General features: G+C 70.5%; 23 protein-coding genes. 5 read left to right on the top strand and 18 right to left on the bottom strand.

The window, feature by feature from the left end:
• Positions 1-23: 23 nt before the first annotated feature.
• From OHA68_RS23245 to OHA68_RS23210, 8 genes are all read right to left on the bottom strand, one after another.
• Positions 24-575, bottom strand: coding sequence for a GTP-binding protein (locus OHA68_RS23245; protein ID WP_189138890.1), 552 nt, complete (start codon positions 573-575; stop codon positions 24-26).
• A 7-nt stretch (positions 576-582) separates the two neighbouring features.
• Entirely contained in the window at positions 583-948 is a 366-nt protein-coding gene (locus tag OHA68_RS23240) for a DUF742 domain-containing protein (protein WP_189138313.1), read from the bottom strand.
• Between the two features lie 26 nt (positions 949-974).
• Positions 975-1,397, bottom strand: coding sequence for a roadblock/LC7 domain-containing protein (locus OHA68_RS23235; protein WP_327102145.1), 423 nt, complete (start codon positions 1,395-1,397; stop codon positions 975-977).
• 22 nt (positions 1,398-1,419) lie between these two features.
• Entirely contained in the window at positions 1,420-4,215 is a 2,796-nt protein-coding gene (locus OHA68_RS23230; RefSeq protein WP_327102144.1) for a sensor histidine kinase, read from the bottom strand.
• 293 nt (positions 4,216-4,508) lie between these two features.
• On the bottom strand, positions 4,509-6,734 hold the full coding sequence (locus OHA68_RS23225) for a [protein-PII] uridylyltransferase (protein WP_327102143.1): 2,226 nt from the start codon (positions 6,732-6,734) through the stop codon (positions 4,509-4,511).
• 33 nt (positions 6,735-6,767) lie between these two features.
• Complete coding sequence (locus OHA68_RS23220; RefSeq protein ID WP_189138317.1) at positions 6,768-7,106, bottom strand: P-II family nitrogen regulator; 339 nt, start codon at positions 7,104-7,106, stop codon at positions 6,768-6,770.
• Positions 7,103-8,419 (bottom strand): ammonium transporter, encoded by a 1,317-nt coding sequence (locus tag OHA68_RS23215; protein ID WP_327102142.1) that lies wholly within the window; start codon positions 8,417-8,419, stop codon positions 7,103-7,105. Before OHA68_RS23215 ends, OHA68_RS23220 begins: the two co-directional genes overlap by 4 nt.
• Positions 8,420-8,621: 202 nt before the next feature.
• Positions 8,622-9,425, bottom strand: coding sequence for an alpha/beta fold hydrolase (locus OHA68_RS23210; protein WP_327102141.1), 804 nt, complete (start codon positions 9,423-9,425; stop codon positions 8,622-8,624).
• A 76-nt stretch (positions 9,426-9,501) separates the two neighbouring features.
• Between OHA68_RS23210 and OHA68_RS23205 the strand changes: the two genes are divergently transcribed.
• Positions 9,502-10,071: a TetR/AcrR family transcriptional regulator gene (locus tag OHA68_RS23205; RefSeq protein ID WP_327102140.1), complete on the top strand. Its 570-nt coding sequence runs from the start codon at positions 9,502-9,504 to the stop codon at positions 10,069-10,071.
• A 666-nt stretch (positions 10,072-10,737) separates the two neighbouring features.
• Here the strand turns inward: OHA68_RS23205 and OHA68_RS23200 are convergent.
• From OHA68_RS23200 to OHA68_RS23180, 5 genes are all read right to left on the bottom strand, one after another.
• Positions 10,738-11,679 (bottom strand): sigma-70 family RNA polymerase sigma factor, encoded by a 942-nt coding sequence (locus OHA68_RS23200; RefSeq protein ID WP_189138332.1) that lies wholly within the window; start codon positions 11,677-11,679, stop codon positions 10,738-10,740.
• 103 nt (positions 11,680-11,782) lie between these two features.
• Positions 11,783-12,931 (bottom strand): imidazolonepropionase, encoded by a 1,149-nt coding sequence (gene hutI / locus OHA68_RS23195; protein WP_327102139.1) that lies wholly within the window; start codon positions 12,929-12,931, stop codon positions 11,783-11,785.
• A gap of 100 nt (positions 12,932-13,031) precedes the next feature.
• Complete coding sequence (locus OHA68_RS23190) at positions 13,032-14,354, bottom strand: formimidoylglutamate deiminase (protein ID WP_327102138.1); 1,323 nt, start codon at positions 14,352-14,354, stop codon at positions 13,032-13,034.
• Positions 14,345-15,514 carry an allantoate amidohydrolase gene (locus OHA68_RS23185; protein ID WP_327102137.1) on the bottom strand — a complete coding sequence of 390 codons (1,170 nt, stop codon included), beginning with the start codon at positions 15,512-15,514 and terminating at the stop codon, positions 14,345-14,347. The genes OHA68_RS23190 and OHA68_RS23185 overlap by 10 nt, the downstream gene beginning before the upstream one ends.
• Positions 15,515-15,554: 40 nt before the next feature.
• Positions 15,555-16,208: a TetR/AcrR family transcriptional regulator gene (locus OHA68_RS23180; RefSeq protein WP_327102136.1), complete on the bottom strand. Its 654-nt coding sequence runs from the start codon at positions 16,206-16,208 to the stop codon at positions 15,555-15,557.
• Positions 16,209-16,269: 61 nt separating this feature from the next.
• Here OHA68_RS23180 and OHA68_RS23175 point away from each other — a divergent pair, with 61 nt between their 5' ends.
• The gene (locus OHA68_RS23175; RefSeq protein ID WP_327102135.1) at positions 16,270-16,932 is read left to right on the top strand and encodes a class I SAM-dependent methyltransferase; all 663 of its coding nucleotides are present in this window, start codon (positions 16,270-16,272) and stop codon (positions 16,930-16,932) included.
• 22 nt (positions 16,933-16,954) lie between these two features.
• Here OHA68_RS23175 and OHA68_RS23170 read toward each other — a convergent pair whose 3' ends face one another.
• Positions 16,955-17,641, bottom strand: a complete 687-nt coding sequence (locus OHA68_RS23170) for an SDR family oxidoreductase (RefSeq protein WP_189138338.1) — start codon at positions 17,639-17,641, stop codon at positions 16,955-16,957.
• A 335-nt stretch (positions 17,642-17,976) separates the two neighbouring features.
• On the opposite strand from OHA68_RS23170, the gene OHA68_RS23165 reads away from it, so the two are divergent.
• From OHA68_RS23165 to OHA68_RS23155, 3 genes are all read left to right on the top strand, one after another.
• Positions 17,977-18,750 carry an SDR family oxidoreductase gene (locus OHA68_RS23165; protein ID WP_327102134.1) on the top strand — a complete coding sequence of 258 codons (774 nt, stop codon included), beginning with the start codon at positions 17,977-17,979 and terminating at the stop codon, positions 18,748-18,750.
• Between the two features lie 56 nt (positions 18,751-18,806).
• Complete coding sequence (locus OHA68_RS23160) at positions 18,807-19,550, top strand: SDR family oxidoreductase (RefSeq protein ID WP_327102133.1); 744 nt, start codon at positions 18,807-18,809, stop codon at positions 19,548-19,550.
• Positions 19,551-19,611: 61 nt separating this feature from the next.
• The gene (locus OHA68_RS23155) at positions 19,612-20,658 is read left to right on the top strand and encodes an NADP-dependent oxidoreductase (protein WP_327102132.1); all 1,047 of its coding nucleotides are present in this window, start codon (positions 19,612-19,614) and stop codon (positions 20,656-20,658) included.
• A gap of 73 nt (positions 20,659-20,731) precedes the next feature.
• Here OHA68_RS23155 and OHA68_RS23150 read toward each other — a convergent pair whose 3' ends face one another.
• The 4 genes from OHA68_RS23150 to OHA68_RS23135 all read right to left on the bottom strand — a co-directional run bounded on the left by OHA68_RS23150 (position 20,732) and on the right by OHA68_RS23135 (position 24,003).
• Positions 20,732-21,658 (bottom strand): LysR family transcriptional regulator, encoded by a 927-nt coding sequence (locus OHA68_RS23150; protein ID WP_327102131.1) that lies wholly within the window; start codon positions 21,656-21,658, stop codon positions 20,732-20,734.
• A 22-nt stretch (positions 21,659-21,680) separates the two neighbouring features.
• Entirely contained in the window at positions 21,681-22,256 is a 576-nt protein-coding gene (locus OHA68_RS23145) for a SigE family RNA polymerase sigma factor (RefSeq protein ID WP_327102130.1), read from the bottom strand.
• A gap of 73 nt (positions 22,257-22,329) precedes the next feature.
• Positions 22,330-23,415 carry a CU044_5270 family protein gene (locus OHA68_RS23140; RefSeq protein WP_327102129.1) on the bottom strand — a complete coding sequence of 362 codons (1,086 nt, stop codon included), beginning with the start codon at positions 23,413-23,415 and terminating at the stop codon, positions 22,330-22,332.
• Positions 23,416-23,418: 3 nt separating this feature from the next.
• The gene (locus OHA68_RS23135; RefSeq protein WP_327102128.1) at positions 23,419-24,003 is read right to left on the bottom strand and encodes an RNA polymerase sigma factor; all 585 of its coding nucleotides are present in this window, start codon (positions 24,001-24,003) and stop codon (positions 23,419-23,421) included.
• Positions 24,004-24,089: the final 86 nt, after the last annotated feature.

Here is a 24,089-nt window from a genome sequence, read left to right as displayed (position 1 = left end):
ACGCCGGATTTACGGCTTTTCTGCTATCTGACCGGCGCAGCACGCAGTCGGACGACGTGCTCGACGAGCGAGATCAACGTCGACTTGACCGAGTCCCGGCTGCGCGCGTCCGTCCGTACGATCGGCACGTGCCCACCGAGGGCCAGCGCCTCCCGTACCTCGTCGTCGGTGTGCGCGAACTGCCCGTCCCAGCCGTTGATGCCCACCACGAACGGCAGCTTCGCCTCTTCGAAGTAGTCGATCGCCGGGAAACTGTCGGCCAGCCGCCTGGTGTCGAGCAGCACCACGGCCCCGATGGCGCCGCGTACCAGGTCATCCCACATGAACCAGAACCGGTGCTGACCGGGCGTCCCGAACAGGTAGAGGATCAGGTCGCGATCCAGTGACAGCCGGCCGAAGTCCATGGCCACGGTGGTCGTCTGCTTGTTCGGAGTCAAACCGAGGTCGTCGATGCCCGCGGACGCGTCGGTCATCACCGCTTCCGTGGTGAGCGGCAAGATTTCGGACACCGCTCCCACGAACGTCGTCTTGCCGACGCCGAACCCGCCGGCCACGACGATCTTCGTCGAGGTCAGGCCGGCGCTAGAGCCTGCGTAGTCCACTGAGCACCCTTTCGAGCATATTGAGGTCTGGCTGTCCCTGGTCGAGGCGTGGCGCGTGCAGGCGAACGAGCCCTTCGTCCGACATATCCGCCACCAGCACGCGAGCCACGCCCAGGGGGACACGGAGCAGGGCCGAGATCTCGGCGACCGACCGGATCGAGCGGCAGAGTTGCATGATCGCATCCTGCTCGGGAGTGAGCAGGGCCATCTCGTCGTCCGGAATGGACATGGACGAGATCAGCGTCTCCATCGCCAGGTGGTAGCGCGGCTCTGAACGGCCGCCGGTCACCGCGTAAGGACGGAACAGGGGCTCGTCGTCGTCCCCGGCCCCGCTAGTGCCGTACACGGCCCTGTCCCATCATCTGCATGGCGTCACCGCGTCCTGGCCGCCTGCAGTTCCGCACGCAGGGCCGGCGTCAGGGCTTGGCCTGCCCGGTCGACGAGCAGCGTCATCTGGTACGCCACCAGGCCCATGTCACAGTCCGGCCCGGCCAGCACCGTCAGCACCGAGCCGTCGCTGATCGCCATGACGATGAGCAGCCCGCGCTGCATCTCCACCACGGTCTGCGACACAGCGCCGCCCTCGAACACCCGGGAAGCGCCCACCGTGAGGCTCAGCAGCCCCGCGGAAACCGCGGCGAGCTGGTCGGCCCTGTCCGGTGGGAAGCCCTCGGAGGTGGCCAGGCACAGCCCGTCCGCTGAGACGACGACCGCGTGTGCGACTCCGGGCGTGTTCCGCACGAAGTCGGTGATCAGCCAGTCAAACCGATGTGCCTCATGGCTGAGGGTCGTCACTCGCCCTCCCTAGGACGCTTACTCACTCTCGTTCCTCCTGTTCACGTACTTCAGCACGACCGCGCCGCACTCCCTGCTGATAACTCGCCATCCGGCTGCGCACTCGGGTCGCGGAGACCGGCGGCATCGGAGCCTGCCGCTGCTGCGGCTGCTCCGCCTGACCGGCCGTCCCCGGTACGAGGTTGGCCTTGGGCGTTCGCTTCGGAAGTCCGGCAGAGGTGACGCCGCCGAGGCTCGGATCGCTAGCGGCAGCTGCCGCACGCCATCCGGCGTCCGCAGCGGTTCGCCACGTTTCCTCCACAGAGGGTACGGGTTGCGCGGGGGTTTGCTCATTCCGGTTCGGTTCCGGTGCTATATCTTCCGGAGGCTTGCGGAACCAGGCGGACTCCACCGAGGCGAAGATCGGCAGGAACTCCTCCTGCCCGGCCTCCATCGGCGAGTCCTCGACCGAAGGCGGTGGCTGCGCCGGCTTGCGCACGTCGTTGGTGTCGTACCTCGGCGGCGTGGGATAGGAGTTGTCCGCGCTCGGATACGACGGGAAGGAGCCGATCCGCTCGGGACCCGGCGTCCGGGTGGGACCGGACGAGAAGGGATCCGCCGTCCGGGTGGGACCGGACGGGAAGGGATCCGACGGGAACGGGTCCGAGGGGAACGCGTCCGACGACGGGTAGGACGGCGACGGCGTGCGCTGCGGCGGACCGCCACGCGAGGGCAGTCCCGGTGCCGGCGGCTGCTGCGGCGGGTTCTGCGGTGAGAATGCCTGCGGCGGCGGGCTCGGGTAGGACGGGTAGGTGCCGGAGTCGATGGAGTGCGACTTGAAGGCGCCTCCGTCGGTGTCGGCGGTGAAGGGGCGGGCGGTGCCGGCGCCGTGGTCGAGGGAGTCGAGGGTGCCGAAGGAGCGGTAGCCGTTCTGCACCGGCGCGGCGGACCGCTGCGGGGCCGGTGCGCCGGCTTCGGCGAACCCGGCGGGACGCTGCGGCAGCGGCGGCTGGTTGGCGTCCTGGATCAGGGTCGGCGGCAGCAGCACCATGGCGATCAGCCCGTCGCCGTCACCCTTGCGGAGCTGGACCCGGATGCCGTGGCGCAGCGCCAGCCGGCCGACCACGAACAGGCCCATGCGGCGCGACACCGACACGTCCACGACGGGCGGCTCGGCCAGGCGGCGGTTGGCCGCGGCCAGTTCGTCCGCGGTCATGCTGATGCCGAGGTCGGTCACCGACAGCAGGGCGCCGCCGCCTTCGATGAGGCTGCTGGAGACCACGACCTGGGAGTTCTTCGGCGAGAACTGGATGGCGTTCTCGACCAGCTCGGCCACGAGGTGCACCAGGTCGTTGGCGGCGCTGCCGAGCACGGAGGTGGCCCGGTGGACCTTGACCTGGACGCGCTCGTACCCCTCGACCTCGGAGAGCGCGGCGCGCACCACGTCGACCAGTTTGGCCGGCTGGCTGCGCCTGCGGGTGGGCTCGTGCCCGGCGAGGACCAGGAGGTTCTCGGAGTTGCGCCGCATACGGGTGGCCAGGTGGTCGAGCTTGAACAGGTCGGACAGCCTGCCGCCGTCCTGCTCGCCCTTCTCCAGGCCGTCGATCAGCGAGATCTGGCGCTCGACCAGGGTCTGGGTGCGGCGCGAGAGGTTGACGAACATGGCGCTGATGTTGCCCCGGAGCTCGGCCTCCTCGCCCGCGAGGCGTACCGCCTGGCGGTGGACCTGGTCGAAGGCCCTGGCCACCTCGCCGATCTCGTCGTCGCCGTCGATCGCGATCGGCCGGATCTCGGGCGCGGCGTCACCGGAGACGCGCAGTTTGCGCACCACGTCCGGCAGCCGGAACCCGGCGATCTCCAGCGCCTCGGTGCGCAGGCGGCGCAGCGGCGTGACCATCGACCGGGCGATGGCGACGGTGAGCAGCAGCACGAGCAGCAGCAGGCCGAGGATCAGGCCGGCGGCGACGAACGCGTTGCGGGTCTCCGCGTCACGCAGCTCCTGGCTGCGCAGGGCCACCTGCTCGCTGAGCTTCTTCTCGATGCTGCCCAGGGCGTCGATGGTGGTGGAGTTCTCGTCGAACCACTGGTCGGGGGCGGACTTGTCGCGCGTGGTCTGGGCGAGCAGGTTCGACCGGATGCGGACACCGGGAGCCTTGCCGCTGGCCAGCGTGATCGCGCGGGACTTGGTCAGCTCGGTGTTGTAGTACTCGGGGATGGTCAGGGCCTTCTGCAGGGCCATGCCGACCTCGGCGCCCGCCTCCTGGGCGATGGTGGCGATCTCGCTGCGCTGGGCCGCGTTGGAGGCGATGAACCGCTCGATCTCCTTGGCGTCCACGCTGGCGGAGTTGTAGTGGCCGCGCAGCAGCTGGACGCGCTGGCGGGAGACCTGCTCCTCGGCGCGCGTCAGCGCGTTCAGCGCGCGGAACTGGCCGACGATCTGCGAGTCGTCGCTGAGCAGGCTCAGCTCCTCGTGCAGCCGCAGCAGGGTGTCGAGCAGGGTGTCGTAACGGGTGGTGTCGCGCTGTCCCTCGGCTCTGGTCCTGGACAGGGAGTTGAGGTCGGTGTGCGCCCGCTGGACGACGCGCAGCACGCGCTCGCCGTAGGACTCGTCCATCGACGACAGGTCGGCGCGCACCGTCCTGACCAGGCGGTCGACGTCGGCCTTGCGCTCGGCGTAGGGCTCGGCGAGCTTCTTGCGCAGGCTCCTGGCGGCGTTGGACCAGCCGCCGGTGTCGCGCTCCAGACCCAGCGCCTGTACGAGATCCCGGATATGGCCTGCCTGCTCGGCGGCGACAGCGGTATGATCGTATTCGTTGATGCTCTGGACGGAAGCCACCACGCGCGCTCCCCCGAGCACGACTCCTGCGATGGTGGGAACCAGGACGAGCGCCGTGAGGCGCCATCGCACGCGCCAGTTGCGCAGCGCCAGCCGTGGCAGTAACCGCCTTCCGCGGTCCTTCGCGGCGCTGAGGCCGCTGTCGGAACTCCCCGTAGTCACAACCGCCGCTACCCCTCAATCATCCCGTCCACGACGGGTCGTCAGGCCGTCCACAAGCTATCCGCAGCATCCGACTAAACAGTCCAAATCGGACGCAATCGTTACAAATGTGGACGTCAGACGTGTGCTCTTGGTTATCGCAATGCTGCGAGCACGGCGTCGCGGACCTGATTGCGCTGTGCCTCGTCGCTGAGGGGGCGTCCGGCGCGGTCAAGCACGTAGAACACGTCCACCGCCTCCGCGCCGAGAGTCTCTACGCGAGCGGCTCTCACGTCAAGACCACACTCTCCGAAAGCCCGACCGATACGCCACAACAGGCCTGGCTTGTCATGGGCTCTGACTTCCACCACGGTGGCCGTGGCGGAGGCATCATCGACCAAGGTCACACGGGGTGGAGCGACCGGCACGCGGGCGGGTCTCATCGATCGTGTACGACGTGCCAGCCGCTGCTCGATGTCAAGACGCCCAGCAAGGACGAGACGGAGATCCGCCTCCAACGTGGCGGGATCCGGCGGCGAGCCGTACTCGGGGGTCACGGAGAACTCGATCATGGCGGTGGAACCCGCCGACGCGGCCGAGGCCGAGCGGACCACCATGCGATGCGCGGCCAGCACCCCGGCGGCGCTCCACAGCAACCCCGCCCGGTCAGGGGCTACCACCGTGACGGCGCCCCCGTTGACGCGGATGGCGCCGCCGCCGTGGCGGGCCAGCGCTGCCTGCTCCGCCGACAGGACGGGCGCCTTGGGCGGCGGCGAGCCGGACAGCACCGAGCGCACGCGGCGCACCAGATCGGCGACGAGCCCGGCCTTCCACGAGTTCCAGGCGGCGGACCCGGTGGCGGTGCCGTCGGCGACGGCCAGCGCGGCCAGCAGCTCCAGCACCTCGCGGGAGCCGACCGTGGCGGCGACCTTCTCGATCGTGACGGGGTCGTCCAGGTCCCTGCGGGTGGCGGTCTCGGGCAGCAGCAGGTGGTGCCGGACGACGGTGGCGAGGGTCTCCACGTCCGCCGCCGGCAGGCCGAGGCGGACGCCGATGTCGCGGACCACGACCTCGCCCGTGACCGAGTGGTCGCCCGGCCAGCCCTTGCCGATGTCGTGGAAGAGCGCCGAGATCAGCAGCAGGTCGGGGCGCGATACGTCGCGGGTGTGGCTGGCGGCGTTCGCGGCGGCCTCGATCAGGTGCCTGTCGACGGTGAAACGATGGATCGGGTGGCGCTGCGGACGATGCCGTACGCGCTCCCAGTCAGGAAGGAGTTTGACAAGGATGCCCGCCTGGTCGAGCTCCTCCCACACGGGCACGGCCGCGCGGCCGGCGCCGAGGATCGACACCAGCGCGTCGCGGGCCTCCTCGGGCCACGGAACCGGCATCGGCGCAGACTGAGCTGCGAGAACGGACACGGTCGCGGGGGCCAGCGGCAGCCCGGACTCGGCCGCCGCGGCGGCGGCGCGCAGCACCAGAACCGGGTCCTTGCGCGGCGTGACCCCCCTGGCGAGCACCACCTCGCCGCCGTGCTCGACCACGCCGTCGGCCAGCGGGCGGCGCCCGCGCGGGGCCGGTCCTGACACCAGCCTGTCAACCGAGCGCCAGGTGGCGTCGAAAGCGTGCGAGATGGTCCGGCCCGCCTCGGCGAGCCTGCGCATGAGCGCCTCGGCGTCGAGCAGGCCGAGCAGGCCCGCCACGGCGTCCTGCTCCTGAAGCACCAGTTTGTCCGCGCCGCGCGCGGTGACGACGTGCAGGGCGTGCCTGACGTCGAGAATGAATTCGTAGGCCTCGCGGGGCCGGGGACCGGGCGCGGAGGCCACCCAGGCCGCTGCCACGGCCTGCATCGCCTGGACGTCGCGCAGCCCACCGCGGCCGTCCTTGAGGTCGGGCTCGAGGAGGAAGGCCAGCTCGCCGCTGGCCTGCGCCCGCTGGTCAGCGGCGTCGCGCAGCTCACTCAGCCTGCGCCTGGAATCGGCCCGCCACTCGGCGAGCACCGACTCCCTGGCCTTCCTCGTCAGCTCGGGATCTCCGGCCACGTGCCGGGCCTGGATCAGCCCCAGCACCGCCTTGAGATCCTTCCTGGCCACCGTCACGGCCTCGTCCACGGTGCGTACCGAGTGGTCGAGGCCGACGGCGGAGTCCCAGATGGGATACCAGATCCGGTCAGCGATCCTGGCGACGTCGTCCCTGCCGTTGTGCAGCAGGACCAGGTCGAGGTCGCTGCCCGGAGCCAGCTCACCCCGGCCCAGACTGCCCACCGCCACCAGGGAGACGTGCTCCCCGTCGCTGGCCGTACGGAACAGGTCCTTCAGCCACCGATCGGTGTCCGCGGCCCGCTCCTTGCGAGCCGCGGAGAACGAGCGTGCCTCGCCTCTCACCAGATCCCCCCGAGGTCTGCCTGGACGCCGTCGTCACAGGGCTTCTGGTCCGCGCTCCCCTGTGCGTACCCGGATGACGCTCTCGACCGGGACCGACCACACCTTGCCGTCGCCGATCTTGCCTGTCTGGGCCGCCTTGACGATGACGTCGATCACGTCTTCGGCGTCGTCCTCCTCGATGAGGACCTCCAGCCGGACCTTGGGGACCAGGTCCACCTGGTACTCAGCGCCGCGGTAGACCTCGGTGTGACCGCGCTGACGGCCGTAGCCGCTCGCCTCGCTGACCGTCATGCCCTTGACGCCGAACTGCTCAAGGGCGGCCTTGACGTCATCGAGCTTGAAAGGCTTGATGACGGCTGTGATGAGCCTCATGCTTCCACCTTCTTCGGTGCCGGAACCGAGGTGACAGGGCCGTTGGGGGAGGTGACACCCGAAGCGTGAACCGAGCCGAGGTCGTAGCCCGTCTCCGCGTGGGTGGTGATGTCGATGCCGGTGACCTCGTCCTCTTCCTTGATCCGGAAGCCCATCGTCTTGTCGATGACCTTACCGATGACGTAGGTGATGACGAAGGAGTAGAGGCCGACCGCGACCGGGCCGAGCACCTGCAGCCCGAGCTGGCCGAAGCCGCCGCCGTAAAACAGGCCCGCGCTCTGCTCGTCGGTGGCCGGGTAGGCGGCCACGAAGCCCAGGGCGACGGCGCCGATGACGCCACCGACGAGGTGAACGCCGACCACGTCGAGCGAGTCGTCGTAGTTCAGCTTGTACTTCAGGCCGACGGCGTAGGCGCAGGCGGCACCCGCGAGCACACCGATCAGCAGGGCGGCCCAGGGGTCGACGAAACCACAGGCCGGGGTGATCGCGACCAGGCCGCTGACCGCGCCGGAGGCGGCGCCGAGCGTGGTCGCGTGGCCGTCACGCAGCTTCTCGACCACGAGCCAGGCACCGGCCGCGACGGCGGCGGCGATCTGGGTGTTCATGAAGGCCAGGCCGGCGATGCCATCCACGGCGAGCTCGGATCCGGCGTTGAAGCCGAACCAGCCGAACCAGAGCAGCGCCGCGCCGAGCAGGACGAGCGGCAGGTTGTGCGGCCGCATCGGCTCCTTGCGCCAGCCCTTGCGCTTACCGATGACCAGAGCCAGGGCCAGGGCCGCCGCTCCGGCGTTGATGTGCACGACGGTGCCGCCGGCGAAGTCCTCGATGCCCATCGTGTTGAGCCAGCCGCCGCCCCAGACCCAGTGCGCGACCGGGAAGTAGACGATGGCCGCCCAGACGAACGAGAACAGGATCCAGGCACCGAACTTGGCCCGGTCCGCGATCGCGCCGCTGATCAGAGCGACGGTGATGATGGCGAACGTCAGCTGGAAGGCGGAGAAGACGAGGCTGGGCATGCCCGAGCCGTCGTCCGCGGTCGCCGTCTCGACGAGGCTCTGCAGACCCAGCGCTTCGAATCCGCCGACGAAGGCGTCGATCGCGCCGCTGGGGTTGGGGGTGAAGGCGAGAGAGTGCCCGAAGAGCACCCAGGCGACGGTGACCACGATCATGGCGCCGAACGACATCATCATCATGTTCAGGACACTCTTGGCCCTGGTCATACCGCCGTAGAAAAGCGCGAGGCCCGGAGTCATCAACAGCACCAGCGCTGTGGCCGCGAGCATCCAGGCCGTGGTGCCGCTATCGATCTTCACGACGCGACCCTCCTTAACTGTGACGTGTCGCCACAGCGTGTTCGCCGTCCGTTTCGGGGCTCGACCTGGTGTGTTTCACGTACGTGAATCTCGCCGCGCCGGTGTTTCACTCAAGTTTCGGTCGGCTCACTGGCCGAATTAGGAGCGTTTGATGCGGTACGACGCCTCGCTCAGCTGAACCAGGCCCGCCGTACCGGGTGGCTCAGAGCCGGCTCCAGAAGCGGCGCAGATGAGGGACCAGCTCGGCGGCCCGCTCGTCGGGGAAGAACAGCCGCCCGTCCTCGATCTCGACGATCTCCCTGACACCCGGGAGCGTGTCCCGCAGCCAGCGCGCCCAGCTCAGGTCGAAGAACGCGTCGCCGGTGCCCCACACCACCAGGGCCGGCACGGGCAGCACCGTGAGCCGCGCCTCGATGGCGATCAGGTCCTTGGCGTCGAGCAAGGTCAGCAGGCGTTCGAAGTCGCGGCCGCCGTCCGGCTTGGCGAGGATGGGCCGCAGGAAGGCGTCGACCAGCGCGACCGGGTCCTCGATGTGCGCGTAGCCCTGGCCGTACGCGCTCGCCGCCAGGAGCTCGGGCTCCCCCATCAGGGCCGTCATCATCGGCGCCAGCTCACCGCGGGCGGCCAGCTCGACGGTGGGCTTGAAGTCCTCGGGCGGCAGGTTGGTGTGCACGTCGCAGTTGGTGAGGGTGAGGCTGCGCAGCCGCTCGGGATGGGTGACGGCGAAGATCTGCGCGATGGCGCCGCCCGTGTCGTTGCCGACCAGATCCACCTGGTCCAGGCCGAGGCCGTCGCAGAGCTCGGCCACCGCCTCGGCCATCGCGGGCAGCGACAGATCCGCCCGTGACGCGCTGCCGCCGTGCAGCGGCAGGTCGATGGCCACGCAGCGGCGCTCGTCGCGGAGCTCGGCGATGACGTTGCGCCACAGGTGGGAGCTGGTGCCGACGCCGTGCACGAACAGCGCGACGTCGCCCTCGCCGACGTCGACGTAGTGGATGTCCTTCATGGGTCCTCCAGGATTACAAACCGACTGTCGGTCTAGGAAATTACCGACTGACTGTCGGTTTGTCTACAGTGGTCCCATGAACCTCAAGGCGGAACGCGGCGCGGCGACCCGCGACAAGGTCCTGGCCATCGCCACGCGGCTGTTCGCCGAGCACGGCTACGAAGGCACCTCGATCGAGGCCGTGCTGCACGAGTCGGGCCTCAGCCGGGGCGCGCTCTACCACCACTACGCGGGCAAGGACGCGCTGTTCGAGGCGGTGCTGGAGGCGACGGAGTCGGCCATCGGCGTCCAGCTCATAGACGCGGTACGCGACATCGCCGACCCGGCCGAGTCCCTCAAGACCGGCATTCGCGCCTGGATCCGCCTCGCCGGCGACCCGGTGATCCAGCGCATCGTCCTCATCGACGCCCCCTCGGTCATGGGGTGGGAGCGTTGGCGCGCCCTGGAGGAGCGCTACTCCTTCGGCATGCTCAAGACGGCCCTACGACGCACCGGCACCGTCCCCGACGCCTACCTCGACCTGCACGCCCACATGCTGCTCGCCGCCATCAACGAGAGCGCCCTGCTCGTGGCCAGAGGCGGCGACCACACCACCGCCGAAGCAGCCGTCGAAGACTTCCTCACCCGCCTCCTCCACCAGACCTGACCCCCGGGTATTCAGTCTCGGACTCCACCACTCACCGCACCCTGTCCGGCCTGGACGAGGCGATGCTCGCCCGCGTCGCCAAGATGCGGGCGAGGGTACGACGCCGCGTCTGGCATCTGCTACACCTGCGCCGGGCGGCCTCCTCTGGCGGACGGTGGCGGGCAAACGTCTCGCCGCCCCTCGCGGCGTAACGAGGAGAACCCACGATCATGCGGCATCAAGACGGGCGACCTGTCGAGGCCGGAGTCTTCTTCGGGTTCGGGTTGCCTGCCCTCCCTGCACGACGACCCGCTGTCGAATTTTGTCAGTGGCGTCGTTGCCTACCGGGGCGAGCCGAGCGAGGCCGTTCGCATCGCGCGCGTTCAGCCCTTTCACGTAGGCGTCAACAGCGGCCCGCGGGCTGGTAGCTCCTCCAGGAGGAGCGCCGCAAGAGATCAGCAGGACAATCCCGGCGAAAGCCGCAACAAGCTTCCGCCGACTCCGTTTCCGACTTGGCATCATGAGATTGAGTGAGGTGTGCGGGCCCTGCTCGACCACTACGGCATCGACCCCCAGCCGGCCGACGCGTAGACCCTGACCCGAAGACCCCCTCCGCAACGGGGAGGGGGTCTTCGCGTCCCCACATGTGAGTCGCCCTGGGTATCTCGACGGCTCGCGCGACGCGGGTCAGGCGGCGGCGTCGGCCATTCTGCGGAGGCGGGCCAGGGCGTCGCGCTCGATGCGGCGGGCTCGGTCGCGGCCGATGCCGTAGCGCTCGCCCACCTCGGTGAGCGTGTGCTCGCGGCCGTCCACCAGCCCGTAGCGCCAGCGCAGCATGTCGCGCGTGTCGCCCTCCAGGTCGGTCAGCCACTGGTCGAGCCGCTCGCGCTCCAAAATGTCGATCGCCTGCTGCTCAGGATCTGCCCACGTGTCGTCGGCGATCATGTCACCCAGCTCGGTCTCGTCCTCGTCACCGACGCCGAGCTGCAGCGAGACCGGGTCGGACGCCCAGCGGCGCAGCTCCTTGACCCGCTCGATCGGCAGCTCCAGCAGCGCCGCGAGCTCCTCGTCGGTGGGCTCGACGTCGAGCTCGGCCAGCATGTCGCGGCGCACCCGCATCAGCCGGGTCATCTGCTCCCCGGCGTGCGTGGGCAGCCGCACCGGCCTGGCCTGCTCGTGGATCGCCCGGCCGACCGACTGCCGGATCCACCAGGTGGCGTAGGTGGAGAACTTGTAGCCCCGCTTGTAGTCGAACTTCTCCACCGCGCGGACCAGCCCCAGGTTGCCCTCCTGGACCAGGTCGATCAGCGGCATCCCGCGCCCCGAGTATTTGCGGGCCACCGCCACGACCAGGCGCAGGTTGGCCTGGATGAACTCGTCCTTCGCCCGCTGGCCCGAAATGGCCAGCCTCTCCAGCTCCTCGTCCGCGGCATCCCCCATGCGCGGCTCCGAGCCCCCACTGTCGAGCAGCTGTTCGGCGAAGAGTCCCGCCTCGATCCGTTTGGCGAGCTCCACCTCCTGCTCCGCAGTGAGCAACGGAACTCTGCCGATCTCCGACAGGTACGTCCCCAGCAGATCTCGGTCAGCGACGTGCTGCTCGCTTCCGCGACTCCCCGTAGGCCTTGCCATCCCCAGGCACCTCGTTCCCGCAGCTGCGTTCTTATCCCGCCAACGTCTGACCAGAAGCAAAGATTCCCTAAAGGACTACGACCAGCGGAGGGTTCTGGGTGTCCTACTCAAGGAGGAGACCGCGCTGAAACACCTGGTGAACAAGGGGAACGCCGGGGCGATAGGCCAGGTGAACGTAGCTGGGAGCGTCGAGGACGACGAGGTCGGCGCGGGCGCCGGGACGCAACCAGCCTACGTCGGTCCTGCGCAACGCGCGCGCCCCGCCGTAGGTGGCGGCCCTGATCGCCTCCAGCGGCGTCATCCCCATCTCACGTACGGCGAGCGCGACGCAGAAGGGCATGGACGAGGTGTACGACGACCCCGGGTTGCAGTCGGTGGCCAGCGCGACCGTCACCCCCGCGTCGATCAGTTTCCTGGCGTCCGGGTACGGCGAACGCGTGGAGAACTCCGCCCCCGGCAGCAGCGTCGCGACGGTGCCCGAGGAGGCCAGCGCGTCGACGTCGGCCGGGGTGAGGTGGGTGCAGTGGTCGGCCGAGGCCGCGCCGAGCTCGCACGCGATGCGCACCCCAGGGCCCTCGCCGAGCTGGCCGGCGTGCACCCGGGCCTGCAGCCCGGCGTCGATCCCGGCCCGCAGGATCTCCCGCGTCTGGTCGCCGTCGAACGCGCCGCGCTCGCAGAAGACGTCCACCCATTTCGCGTACGGGGCGCAGGCCTGGAGCATCTCGCCGGCGACGAGCCGTACGTAGTCGTCGGCATCCATCCCCGAGGGCACCACGTGCGCGCCCAGGAAGGTGGTCTCGTCGGTGAGGGTGGTGGCGATCTCCAGGCAGCGCCGCTCGTCCTCGACGGTCAGGCCATAGCCGCTCTTGATCTCCACGGTGGTGGTGCCCTGCGCGAGCATCTCCCGTACCAGGGCGGCGGCGCGGGTGGCCAGCTCGGCGTCGCCCGCCTGCCGGGTGGCGGCGACCGTGGTACGGATGCCGCCTCCGGTGTAGGCCTGGCCGGACATGCGGGCCTGGAACTCGGCCGTCCGGTCCCCGGCGAACACCAGGTGCGCGTGGCTGTCCACGAAGCCGGGAATCACCGCCCGGCCGCCGGCCGCCACCCTCCGGTCGGCCTGCGGCGCCTCGGCCGACGGTCCCGTCCAGGCAACGAGACCGTCCTCGACGACCAGGGCCGCGTCCTCGATCTCCGCGCGCTCCGGGTCCCCGGTGTAGAGCACCCCGATGCCGTCGATCACCATGCTGGTCATCCAGTCCCCACTCTTCCGCCCCTCGCCGCCGTGATCATCCTGCCCGCCATCGCGCCCATCGTCACCGTGCGTGGCGTCCCGCCTGTGGTCACCGTGCGCGTCAGCGTGCTCGCCGGGTCGCCTCGGTCAGCATGGCTCCGACGTCGCCCAGGTCGTGGCGTCCCTCGCTGACCACCTGGCGGCCGCCGGAGATCACCGAGTGCACGTCGGCCGCCGTCGCCGCGAACGCCACCGCCTCCAGCCCGGCCGCGCCCGCCGTACGTACCGAGTCCAGGCGTACGGTGACCAGGTCGGCCCACGCGCCGGGCAGGAGCTGGCCGGCGTCGGGGAAGCCGAGGGAGAGGTGACCGGCGACGGTGGCGGCGCGCAGCAGCTCGGCGGCGCTCCAGTGGCCGCGCCGCTCGCTGGCCAGCCGCTCGTTCAGCTCGACCGCGCGGGCCTCCTCGAACAGGTCGATCACGGCGTGACTGTCGGAGCCGAGCGTCATCGCCGAGCCGCGGTCGTACAACGTTCTGGCAGGTCCGATGCCGTCGGCCAGGTCGCGTTCGGTGGTGGGGCACATGCACACGTGGGTGCCGGACTGGCCGAGCAGTTCGATGTCGACCTCGGACAGGTGGGTGGCGTGCACCGCGGTCGAGCGCGGCCCGAGCGCGCCATGCTCGTGCAGCACCCGTACGGGGGTGGCCGCGTACGTCTCCGCGCACGCGGTGTTCTCGGCCCGCTGCTCGGAGACGTGCGCGTGCAGCGGGGCCGCGTGGTGGCGGGAGAACTCCGCGATCACCGGTATCTGCTCGGCCGGCACCGCCCGGACCGAGTGGACGGCCGCGCCGATCTCCACGTCCGGTTCGCCCCGGTAGGCGGCGGCCAGTTCCTCGGCCCGCACCGCCCACCCGTCGGCGTCCCCGTCGCCGAACCGCAGCTGCGCCCCGGTCAGCGGCGTGCCGGGGCCGCCGGAGACGTAACAGGCGTCGATCAGCGCGATCCGCAGCCCCGCCTCGCGGGCGGCCCGCACCAGCAGGTGGCCCATGGTGTTGGGGTCGTCGTACGGGGTGCCGCCCGGCGCGTGGTGGAGGTAGTGGAACTCCCCCACGCAGGTGACCCCGGCCAGCGCCATCTCGGCGTAGGTGGCCCTGGCCAGGGCGAAGTAGGCGTCGGGGTCGAGCCGCGCCGCCACCTCGTACATCCGGTCGCGCCACGTCCAGAAGTCGCCCCTGCCCACCTGCGTCGTGCCTCGCAGCGCCCGGTGGAAGGCGTGCGAGTGGGCGTTGGCCAGGCCCGGGAGGGTGAGTCCCGGCAGGCGGCGCGCCCCGCCCGGCTCGCCCTGCACGACCTCGACGATCCGGGCGCCGTCGATCGTCACCAGCACGCTGTCGGCGACGCCGTCGGGCAGCCAGGCCTGTTCGCACCAGTAGGTCAGCGGCACAGCTCCTCCAGCACACTCGCGAGTGCGACGACTCCCGCCTGGCAGTCTGCCTGCTCGGCGTGCTCCTCCGGGGAGTGGGACACGCCGGTGGGGTTGCGCACGAACAGCATGGCGCTCGGAACGCCCGCGGCGGCCAGGATGCCGGCGTCGTGCCCGGCGCCGGTGGGCAGGATCGGCGCGGGCGTGTCGCCGCCCACGACGGCGGCCAGCCGCTCCCGCAGCCCGTGATCGAAGTCCACGACCGGCGTCCACGACTCCTCACTCACCGCTCCGGCGGCCAAGGGGCGTAGTTCCTCCACCAGGGCGCGGACGTCCGTCTCGTCGGGGCCGCGGGCATCGAGCCAGGCCGACACCAGGCCGGGCACCGCGTTGGCGTTGTTGGGTGAGACGCGCACCTTGCCGATCGTGGCGACGATGTCGCGCCGGGACGCGGCGTCGCGGGCGGCCAGCACCAGGCGGGCGAACGGCAGCATCGGGTCGTCGCGGTCCGGCAGCCGGGTGGTGCCCGCGTGGTCGGCCCGGCCGTGGAAGTCGAACCGCCAACGCCCGTGCGGCCAGATCGCCTGGGCCACGCCCACCGGCCTGTCGAGGCGTACCAGAGCCTTGCCCTGCTCCACGTGCAGCTCCACGAACGTGGCGACCTGGGCGAGGGTCTCGTCGTCGCGGCCCAGGCCGCGCGGGTCGCGGCCGGCCTTGGTGAGGACGTCGGCCAGGGTGTCGCCCTCGTCGTCCTTCAGCGTCAGCGCCCGCTCGGGCGTGAGCATCCCGGTGAGCAGCCGCGACCCGACACACGGCACCCCGAACCGGGCGCCCTCCTCGTCGGTGAAGCAGGCGACGCCGAGCGGCCTGTTCGGCCTGAAGTCCCGATTTTTCAGGACATCGAGGGCGGCGAAGGCCGACACCACCCCCAAGGGACCGTCGTACGCGCCACCCTGCCGTACGGAATCGAGGTGGCTGCCCGTGACCACGCCAGGCTCGCGCGCGGGGTCACCCCACCAGGCCCACAGGTTGCCGTTACGGTCCTCCCGCAGGTCCAGCCCTCTACGCGCGGCCTCACCCGCGAACCACTCACGTAGCTCCAGCTCCGGCGGAGACCAGGCGTCTCTGAGGTAGCCGTTGGTTGCGGGGTCCCGACCTGTGCGCGCGAGTTCCTCAAGCATGGGTCTCACTGTAGTGAATGGATCCATTCACAGGGCTCAATCAGTCGGCGCGCCGTCCGCCCTGGTCGGCGCAGAGCTGGGAGGTCAGAGCGGTGCGGGCCCACTCTTCCCACGCATCCGGCGACCAGTCGCGGTCGCGGACGAAGATCAGGTAAAGCTCCGGGCTGAGCAGGCCGAACAGCAGGTCCGCCGCCATCTCGACCGACACGCCGGGACGGGCGTCGGGCTTGCCGGCCAGGGCTTCGGCAGCCGCGTGCTGCACGGTGTATCGCGGGTCGGGGCCGTCGGGCCACTGCGCGGCGATCTCCGGGTCGGTGGCCGTGGCGGCCGAGATCAGCGACATGATCGGGGCGACCCGGCCCAGGATCTCGCGGGTGCCGCGGACGTGCGCGCGCAGTTGCCCGGCCGCGGTGGGCTCGGCGCACGCGGCGCGGAACCACTCACGGTCCATGGTGGCGACCGGCTCGGCGTCCCCGGCGATGGCCGTATCGACGACGTCCTTGAACAGCGTGCGCTTGTTACGGAAGACGAAGTAGATCGTCTGTACGGCCACGCCCGCCCGGTCCGCGACTTCTTGCAGGTTCGTCGCCCCGTACCCCTGCGCGACGAACAGCTCGCGAGCCGCCTCGACGACCTTTTCCCGGGTGAGGCGTGCGCGCTCGGCTCGCTTGTCCGGCCGTTTGACCCTGTCCATGATGGGAGTATATATCTAGAGTCCGTCACTAGAGTTCAACTCTAAATTCTTGGAGGACACGATGGATCAGCCCGGCACCGCCCAAAGGCCGGACCCGGCCGCAACGCCGCGAGACCAGGAGGAGGAGTCCGTTCACCGGGCGCTGGAGCGCTATTACCGCGCCGACAAACCGCCGTGGGACACCGGCGTGACGCCGCCCGAGCTGGTCACCCTGGTGGAGGGGCACGACGCGGTGCCGCCCGGCCGCGCTCTCGAACTCGGCTGCGGCACGGGGACCAATGCCATCTACCTCGCCCGGCACGGTTGGGAGGTGGCCGCCGTCGACCTGATCGACCGCGCCGTCGACCGGGCCAGGGAGCGGGCCGAGGCGGCGGGGGTGACGGTACGGCTGCTGCATGGAGACGCCACCCGCCTCGACGAGCTGGACGTCCCCGGGCCCTTCGACCTGTTCTTCGACCTGAGCTGCTACTGCGGGATCCCGCCGCACCGCCGCGACGCCTACGCCGCCGGGCTCACCCAGCGCGCCGCTCCGGGAGCGCGGCTGCTGATGTTCGGGTACGGCCCCGAGCCGGTCGGCAATCCGGTGCCCGAGGTCGCGTCGTGGGCGGCGGGCGTCACAGCCGACGAACTCCACGCCAGGTTCGCCGGCTGGGAACTGCTCGACGTCACGCCGGGCACCAACTCGGTACCGACCTTCTGGTTCACGCTGCGACGCGACGCCTAGCGATCTTCGGTGGCGGGTCTCCCTACCCGACAGGGCCCGCGCTCGGCCTGAGGGTGAGGTCGGTGAGGTGGGCGTCGGGGCCGGCGTTGACGGCGGCGAGCACGGCGCGGGCCACGCTGTCGGCCTGGAGGTAGCGATCCGGCTCGTACGCCGCCCCCTCCTGCGCGCGTACGCTCCGCTGCATGTCGGTGTCCACCCTGCCGGGGTGCACCGACGTCACGCGGAGGTCCGGCTCCTCCTGCCGCAGCGCGTCGGCGAAGGCCCGCAGCGCGAACTTGCTGGCGGCGTACGCTCCCCACCCGGGGTTGGCCCGCAGCCCGGCGCCGGAGTTGACGCAGATCACGTGGCCGCCTGCCCGCCTGAGCGCGGGCAGGACCAGCCGGGTCAGCTCGGCGACGGCGAACAGGTTGAGCGCCATCGTGTCCCGCCACACCGAGGCGGGCAGGTCGCCGATCTTGCCGAGCGTGGTCATGCCGGCGTTGTGCACGAGCACGTCCAGCCGCTCGATGCCGGCCACGTCCGCCTCGGTCACCTCGGTCAGCTCCACCTGCCAGGGCCGCGCGTCGGGCAACTCGGCGGCCAGCGCGGCCAGCGCCTGCTCGTCGCGTCCACCGAGGATGACGTGGTGGGTCGGCGCGAAGGCACGGGCGACGGCCGCCCCCACCCCACGAGAAGCCCCCGTGACCAGGGCCGTAGGTCGTTCGATCATCCCCAAAGCCTCTCATGGCCGGCGATGCTCGTTCAGGGCAGGATCCCGGCATCGGCAACAGGGTCCGGGGCCGGTACAGGCGGCCGATCGGCTCCCCAAGCCAGGAGGGTGGGTCACCGAGCCAGGACGGCGGGCTTCGGCCGGCCGACCGGGGCCATAGGGATTTCCTATGGCCCCTACTGACATTTGGTCTTTGCCTCTCGTTCTTTCCCGGACGTAACGTGAAACAGCTCGACGAGGTGCTCACCGCCGATTTCTTCGAGAATCAGCGCTCTGCGCACGTCGATTCATTCTTCCGTCGAGCCGACTAACACATGATGGAAAGGACGAGTGGCATGACCATCGAAAACGGATCGGGAACGCGAGAACTCGCGGGAAAGCGGGCCCTGGTCACGGGTGGCTCTCGTGGCATCGGAGCGGCCATCGTGCGCCGGCTCCTGGACGCCGGGGCCGAGGTGCTCACGACCGCCAGGTCGGCGACGAGCACCGTGCCGGAAGGGGCCGCCTTCGTGGCGGCCGACGTACGGACACGGGCCGGCGCGGAGGCGCTCGCCACGGCCGCGCAGAAGGAGCTCGGCGGGGTGGACATCCTGGTCCACAACGCGGGCGGGGGGCGACCGTACCAGGGCAGCGCGGCCATCCCCGACGAGGAGTGGCAGGACTCGCTGGACCTGAACTACCTGGCGTCGGTGCGGCTGGACTCGCTGCTGACACCGGGGATGCGGGACCGGCGCTCGGGGATGATCGTGCACATCTCCTCGGCCGCGGTCCCCACCTCGGTGGCGCCGTTCCTGCACTACACGGCGGCGAAGGCGGCACTGGAGAACTACAGCCGGGGACTGGCCCTGGAGCTGGCCCCGTTCGGGATCCGGGTCAACACCGTGAGCCCTGGCAGGGTCGCCACCCCCGGCGGCGAGGCGACGCGGGAGCAGTGGGCGCTCCTGGAGGCGGCACCGGGGCAGACCACCGCCACCGCCACCGTGCCGCTGGGGCGCGACGGCCGGCCCGACGACATCGCCGAAGCGGTGTTGTTCCTCGTGTCCGACCGGGCGAGCTGGTTGACCGGGAACAACCTTTTCGTGGACGGCGGCGAATTCCCCAGAGGCTGACGGTATTCCGGTTTTGGCCAAAGGAATTCCGCACCGAGTTAAAGAAAGACCCTGACATGGATAAGTACGGCGACAAGAATGTAGTGATCACGGGCGGCGGCAGCGGCATGGGATTCGCGATGGCGAAGCTGCTGGCGGACGGCGGAGCCCGGGTGGTGATCACCGGCCGTTCCCAGGACACGCTCGACGCCGCGCGGGAGCGGCTCGGCGCGAACGCGGTGGCCGTCCGGGGCGATGTGGCCTCACTGGCCGACCTGGATGCGCTGGCCGACCGGGTGAAGAGCGAGCTCGGCACGATCGAGGCCCTGTTCGTCAACGCCGGCATCGCCCCCCTCACGCCCTTCGAGTCGACGACCGAGGAGGCGTACGACGAGCTGTTCGCGATCAACGTCAAGGGCGCCTACTTCACCGTCCAGAAGCTCGCCCCGCTGCTGAGCACGGGTGCCGGCGTCGTCCTCACCACCTCGGTCGCCAACGTCATCGGCTTGCGGGACACCAGCGTCTACAGCGCCGGCAAAGCGGCGCTGCGCTCGATGGCCCGCAGCCTCTCCAGCGAGCTGCTGCCGCGCGGCATCCGGGTCAACGCGATCAGCCCCGGTCCCATCGATACGGGAATCCTCGAGAGCATGATGACCGCGGAGGCCGCCGAGCAGTTCAAGGCCGAGCGGGTCGCCAACAATCCCATGCGGCGTTTCGGCACCCCCGACGAGGTCGCCAGGGCGGCCGCCTTCCTCGCCTTCGAGGCCACGTACACCACCGGCGCCGAACTCGCCGTGGACGGCGGCGCCACCCAGCTCTGAGCTTGTCCCACCGTTCCGCCACGGGCCCAGGCCCGGCACGACCGAGCAAGAGGCTCTCATCATGACCGTCCATGGATCATCCGCCGTCGTCCTGCGCGCGCACCGGACGAATGTGGCCCAGCCACCCAGCTCGCTACTGGAGGTGGCCACGCTCCCTCCGCAGGAGCCGGCCGCCGGCCAGGTTCGGGTGCGGAACCTGTTTCAGCAGGTGATCGCGGCCAATGGCGACCTGATGTTCGAGACCACCCAGATCCCGGCGCCCGTCTTCCGGCTCGGCGAGCCGATCTACGGCGGTGCGATCGGCAGCGTCGTGGAGTCACGCGCCGACGACCTGCCGGTGGGAACCGTCGTGTTGCACATGTCGGGCTGGCGCGAGGAGAGCATCCTGGGGCCGGGCGAGGCGTTCCCCGTGCCCGACGGCGTCTTCCCCGGCCCCGAGTACCTGCTCAACCAGGGGGTGCCCGCCTACCACGGCATCGTGGACATCGCCGGCGTCGGCGACGGTGACGTCGTCCTCGTCAGCGGAGCCGCCGGCGGCGTCGGGTCGATGGCCGCGCAGATCGCCAAGGCACGTGGCGCCGCGTACGTCATCGGCATCGCCGGCGGCCCGGAGAAGGCCCGCTACCTTGTCGACGAGCTCGGCCTCGACGCAGCCATCGACCACCACAACGACGACCTCGACGGCCGGCTCACCGAGCTCGCCCCCGACGGCATCACCGCCTTCTTCGACACCACCGGCGGCCCCCAGTTCGAAGCGGCACTCCGGCACGCGGCGTTCGGCGCCCGCTTCGCGCTGTGCGGCACCCTCGCCGGACAGGTCGCCGGCGGCGACGGCGGACATCCCCGCCTCGACATCATGACCGCGATCGTCCACGAGGTGCAGATCCGGCCTTTCACCACCCTGCACACTCCCGGCCAGGTCCAGGCCTGGAACACCCACTACGCCCAGTGGTACGCCGAAGGCCGGATCAGGTTCGCGCGCACGCTCCTCGAAGGCACCCTCCAGCGCGCCATCACCGCCCAGGACGAGCTGCTCGCCGGCGTACACCGCGGCAACGTCATCGTGAGGCTCGCCAGTCACGATGACGCGGCGACGGTGGCTCCGTAGCGTGCGCTGAACGCCTTCGCCACCACGTCCGGGGGCCGCGTCATCCCCCGGCGACCGACGACCCGATCGGCTGTCAGGACACCGGCGTGAAGGAGGCGGTGTCGTGCCAGGTCTCCTGACGCAGGAGTTCGAGCAGGGCCGTCTCCGCCGGGCCCGCGCCGGACCGGAGCACGGCGATGACCGGCTGGGACATGACCGGGGACACCGGGCGGACGAGATGCTCGTAACCGTGGGGCACCGCGGAGGCCGGGACGAGCGTCACCCCCAGCCCGTGGGCGGCCCAGCGCACGGCCGTCGCCGTCTGGGACACGCGGGCGGCCGTGGTCGGAGTCAGCCCATTGTCCCGCAGCATGTTCAGCAGCACGCCGTCGAGCGAGCTGTCGCGGTCGAACCTCACCCACGGCTCCCCCTCCAGCTCGCGCAGCTCGACCCGGTCCGCGGCGAGCTGCCGGTGCCCGGCTGCCAGCACCACGACGAGCTCCTCGTCGCCGAGGTGGTGGGCGTCGGCGGGAGACCGCTCGCACTCCGCCATCAGGGCGAAGTTCAGCACGCCCCGGCGGCACAGCCGCTCCAGCTCGACAGAGCTCGGCTCCTCGAAGACGGTGACCTCCAGCCGCGGGAAGCGGTGACGCAGCACGCTCAGCGCGCCGGGCAGCTGCCGGGTGCCGAAGCCCATCTGCACCGCGACCACCAGCTCGCCCACCAGGTCGTCGGCACCGGCCCGCGCCGTCGCCCGCGCCCGCCGCGACGCGCTCACCGCGATCTCCGCCTCCCGCAGGAACGCGCGGCCGACCACGGTGGGCACCAGTCCGGTCGGCGTGCGGGCGAACAGCCTCACGCCGAGCTCCTGCTCCAGGCTGCGGATCTGCTGGGACACCGACGGTTGAGCGACGTGCAGCAGCTCCGCCGCCGCCGTCACCGAGCCTTCCTCGGCGACGGCCAGGGCGTACTCGTACTGACGAAGGCTCATCGGCTCCCGCCCCTCCCTGCGGTGGTCCACCGCGTAATTTTGGAATCCGAAGCTATAGCACGGGAGGCGGCGCGTTTACTCCATGACCATACGGAGGGGTGCACGAGCAGCTGGTGGGTCGGAGGTCGAGCGTCAGCCGCCTCGGATCCGCTGGAGGGTCTTCCCGTTCGCGTCGGTGACGACCAGCGTTGCCGTGGTGACGTCGGAGGGAAGTTTCACCGCCCAGACCCCGAGCCCCCGCTCCGACACCCCGCGCGACCCCTCCGAGAATCTCACGGCCATCCGTGGTGACCGCCGTGATCCTGTGCACCTCGGTTCTGGCGATGCCGAAGGAGATCTTCGGAAGGGCGTTCACGCGCTTCTGCTGAGCGATCAGCCTGCGCAGTTGCTCCGCGTCGGCCTCGGGATGGAGGGCCCGCACCTGCTTCGCGTCGATCAGGATCACCCGGACGTAGGCGTCGAGGTTGTCGGCCAGGCGCGCCTGGCGCCATTTGACGTACAGCCTGGTGATCGCCGTCTGCACCAGATCGTCGGCACGGTGCCAGTCCTGACACAGCGGGTAGGCGATCTGCCGTAACCAGGTCAGCCGCCCGCGCACATATGCGGTGTACTCCTCATCGAGGCTCATCGGTCTCCAAGAAGGTTCGCTTCACACAGGGGAGATGGGTCGAGCCCGTCCGGAGGTTGCACGGGTTCCGGCGTCAGCCGGGCCGTTGCCCGGCCTTGTCGACGACGGCGGCCTTGATCAGGGCGTCCCAGTTGTGGATCTCGCCCTTCTTCATGGTGCCGAAAGGTCCGTCCTTGTGGTCCTTGACCACGATGGTGCGGTAGCCCAGGTACGCGTAGGTCTTCGGATTGACGAAGATCTCGTCGCGCAGGTAGCCGTCGAGGACGTGGTAGAGGGTGATGCCCCGGCGCTTGAGCAGATCGGCGGATTTGGCCTCGTACCGGACGCCCGGGATCTTGGCCATGGCGCCGTACATGGCGGCTCGAAGTCTGGGCGGTAGTGCGGCGTCCCGCATGCCCATCGCGATCATCTGGAACGCCCACCTGTCGCGGTGCTGGGAGGTGAAGTCGGGCAATGACTCCTCGGCCAGCCGCTTCGCCTCCTCCGGGGTCTTGCCCCTCCACTCCGCCCGTTCCTGGGCGGAGCGCAGGAAGGAGGCACGATTCCTGGTGTTCTCGGCGTCGACGGTCTCGTAGATCCGGGCCAGCAACTGGCCCGCGTCGGTCGGCAGGGCGAGCAGGTAGGAGTACGACACCTCGAACTCCGACCCCTTGGAGACCTTGAGCCTGCCCTTCTCGATGGTGGCGAACGCCTTGTCGTCGAGCCGTCGCCATTGCTCGTGGGTGTTCGTCGCCGCCGGCCTGCCGCGCAGCCACTCCCCGCCGTCGGTCCGCGTCCGGGCGCCCAGGCTCTTCACGTAGCCCCACTGCGTGGGCTCGGCGGCCCATTCGGGCTCGCCGTCGGCCAGCAACGCCGCGTTGTCGGCCACGTCCTGGACGTTCGCCACCGGGCGCAGCCGTAGCTCGGTGGCGGTGGGCGGGTACGCATGGGGGGCCGGCGAGTCCTTCCCGGTGCCGGGGACGACCGCCACGGCCACGACCAGCGCGGCGGTGGCCGCCCCGGCCAGGGTCAGCGCCCATATCGGCCGGATCCGGCGGGCCCGCGGCCGTCGGCCCCCGCGCATGTGCGCACCCAGGCGCGACCGGGCCGCGCCGATGGTCTCCGGAGCGGGCTCCGGCGTCGCGTCGTGGTAGCGGCGCAGCTCGTGCAGCTCTTCCATGGTTCAGACCTCCTTCGCCGCGTGACCCAGCGACTTGCGTAGCTTGGCTCTGGCCCGGTTCAGCCGGGAGCTGACGGTGCCGATCGGGATGCCCAGGGCGAAGGCCGTTTCCGCGTAGCTGAGATCGGCGCAGGCGACGAGCATCAGCGCGTCGCGGTCACCCTGGGACAGCCTCTTCAGAGCGCGCGCCAGTCGTGGGCTGAGCTGCTCGGCGGTCACCCGGTCCGTGACCCGGTCCGCGTGGCTCTCGACGTCGTCGCGGGTGGCCGAGCGGCTGAGCGCCCGGTAGAGACGGAGTTCGTCGCGCCGGTGGCGGCTGATGAGGTTGGTGGCGATGCCGTACAACCAGGCCTTGGCCTCCGGACGGGTCAGGTCGTAGCGACCGCGCTGGTCGAACCCGGCCAGGAACGTGTCCGCGGCCACGTCATCGGCGGCGGCGGGCCCGAGCCGGGCGGCGGCGTAACGGTGGATCGCGGTGAAGTACCGGTCGAAGATCACCGAGAACCACTCGGGGTCGTGGCGCGAGTTCGCGATGACCGACGCGTCGTCCGTCTCCGCGGCCACCCGTAGGGAAGAGGGGTCATGCATCCGGCGCCTTTCTCGAGGGAGGGTCGGCGCTGATTGCCCGATGCGGGCATCCTTGTTCGCGGTTTCTTAGGGTTTCCCGCCCTGAC

Origin of the sequence: Nonomuraea glycinis (assembly GCF_035920485.1) — a bacterium.
In the GTDB taxonomy this organism is placed as follows: domain Bacteria; phylum Actinomycetota; class Actinomycetes; order Streptosporangiales; family Streptosporangiaceae; genus Nonomuraea; species Nonomuraea glycinis.
This window is presented reverse-complemented; position numbering and strand designations above follow the sequence as displayed.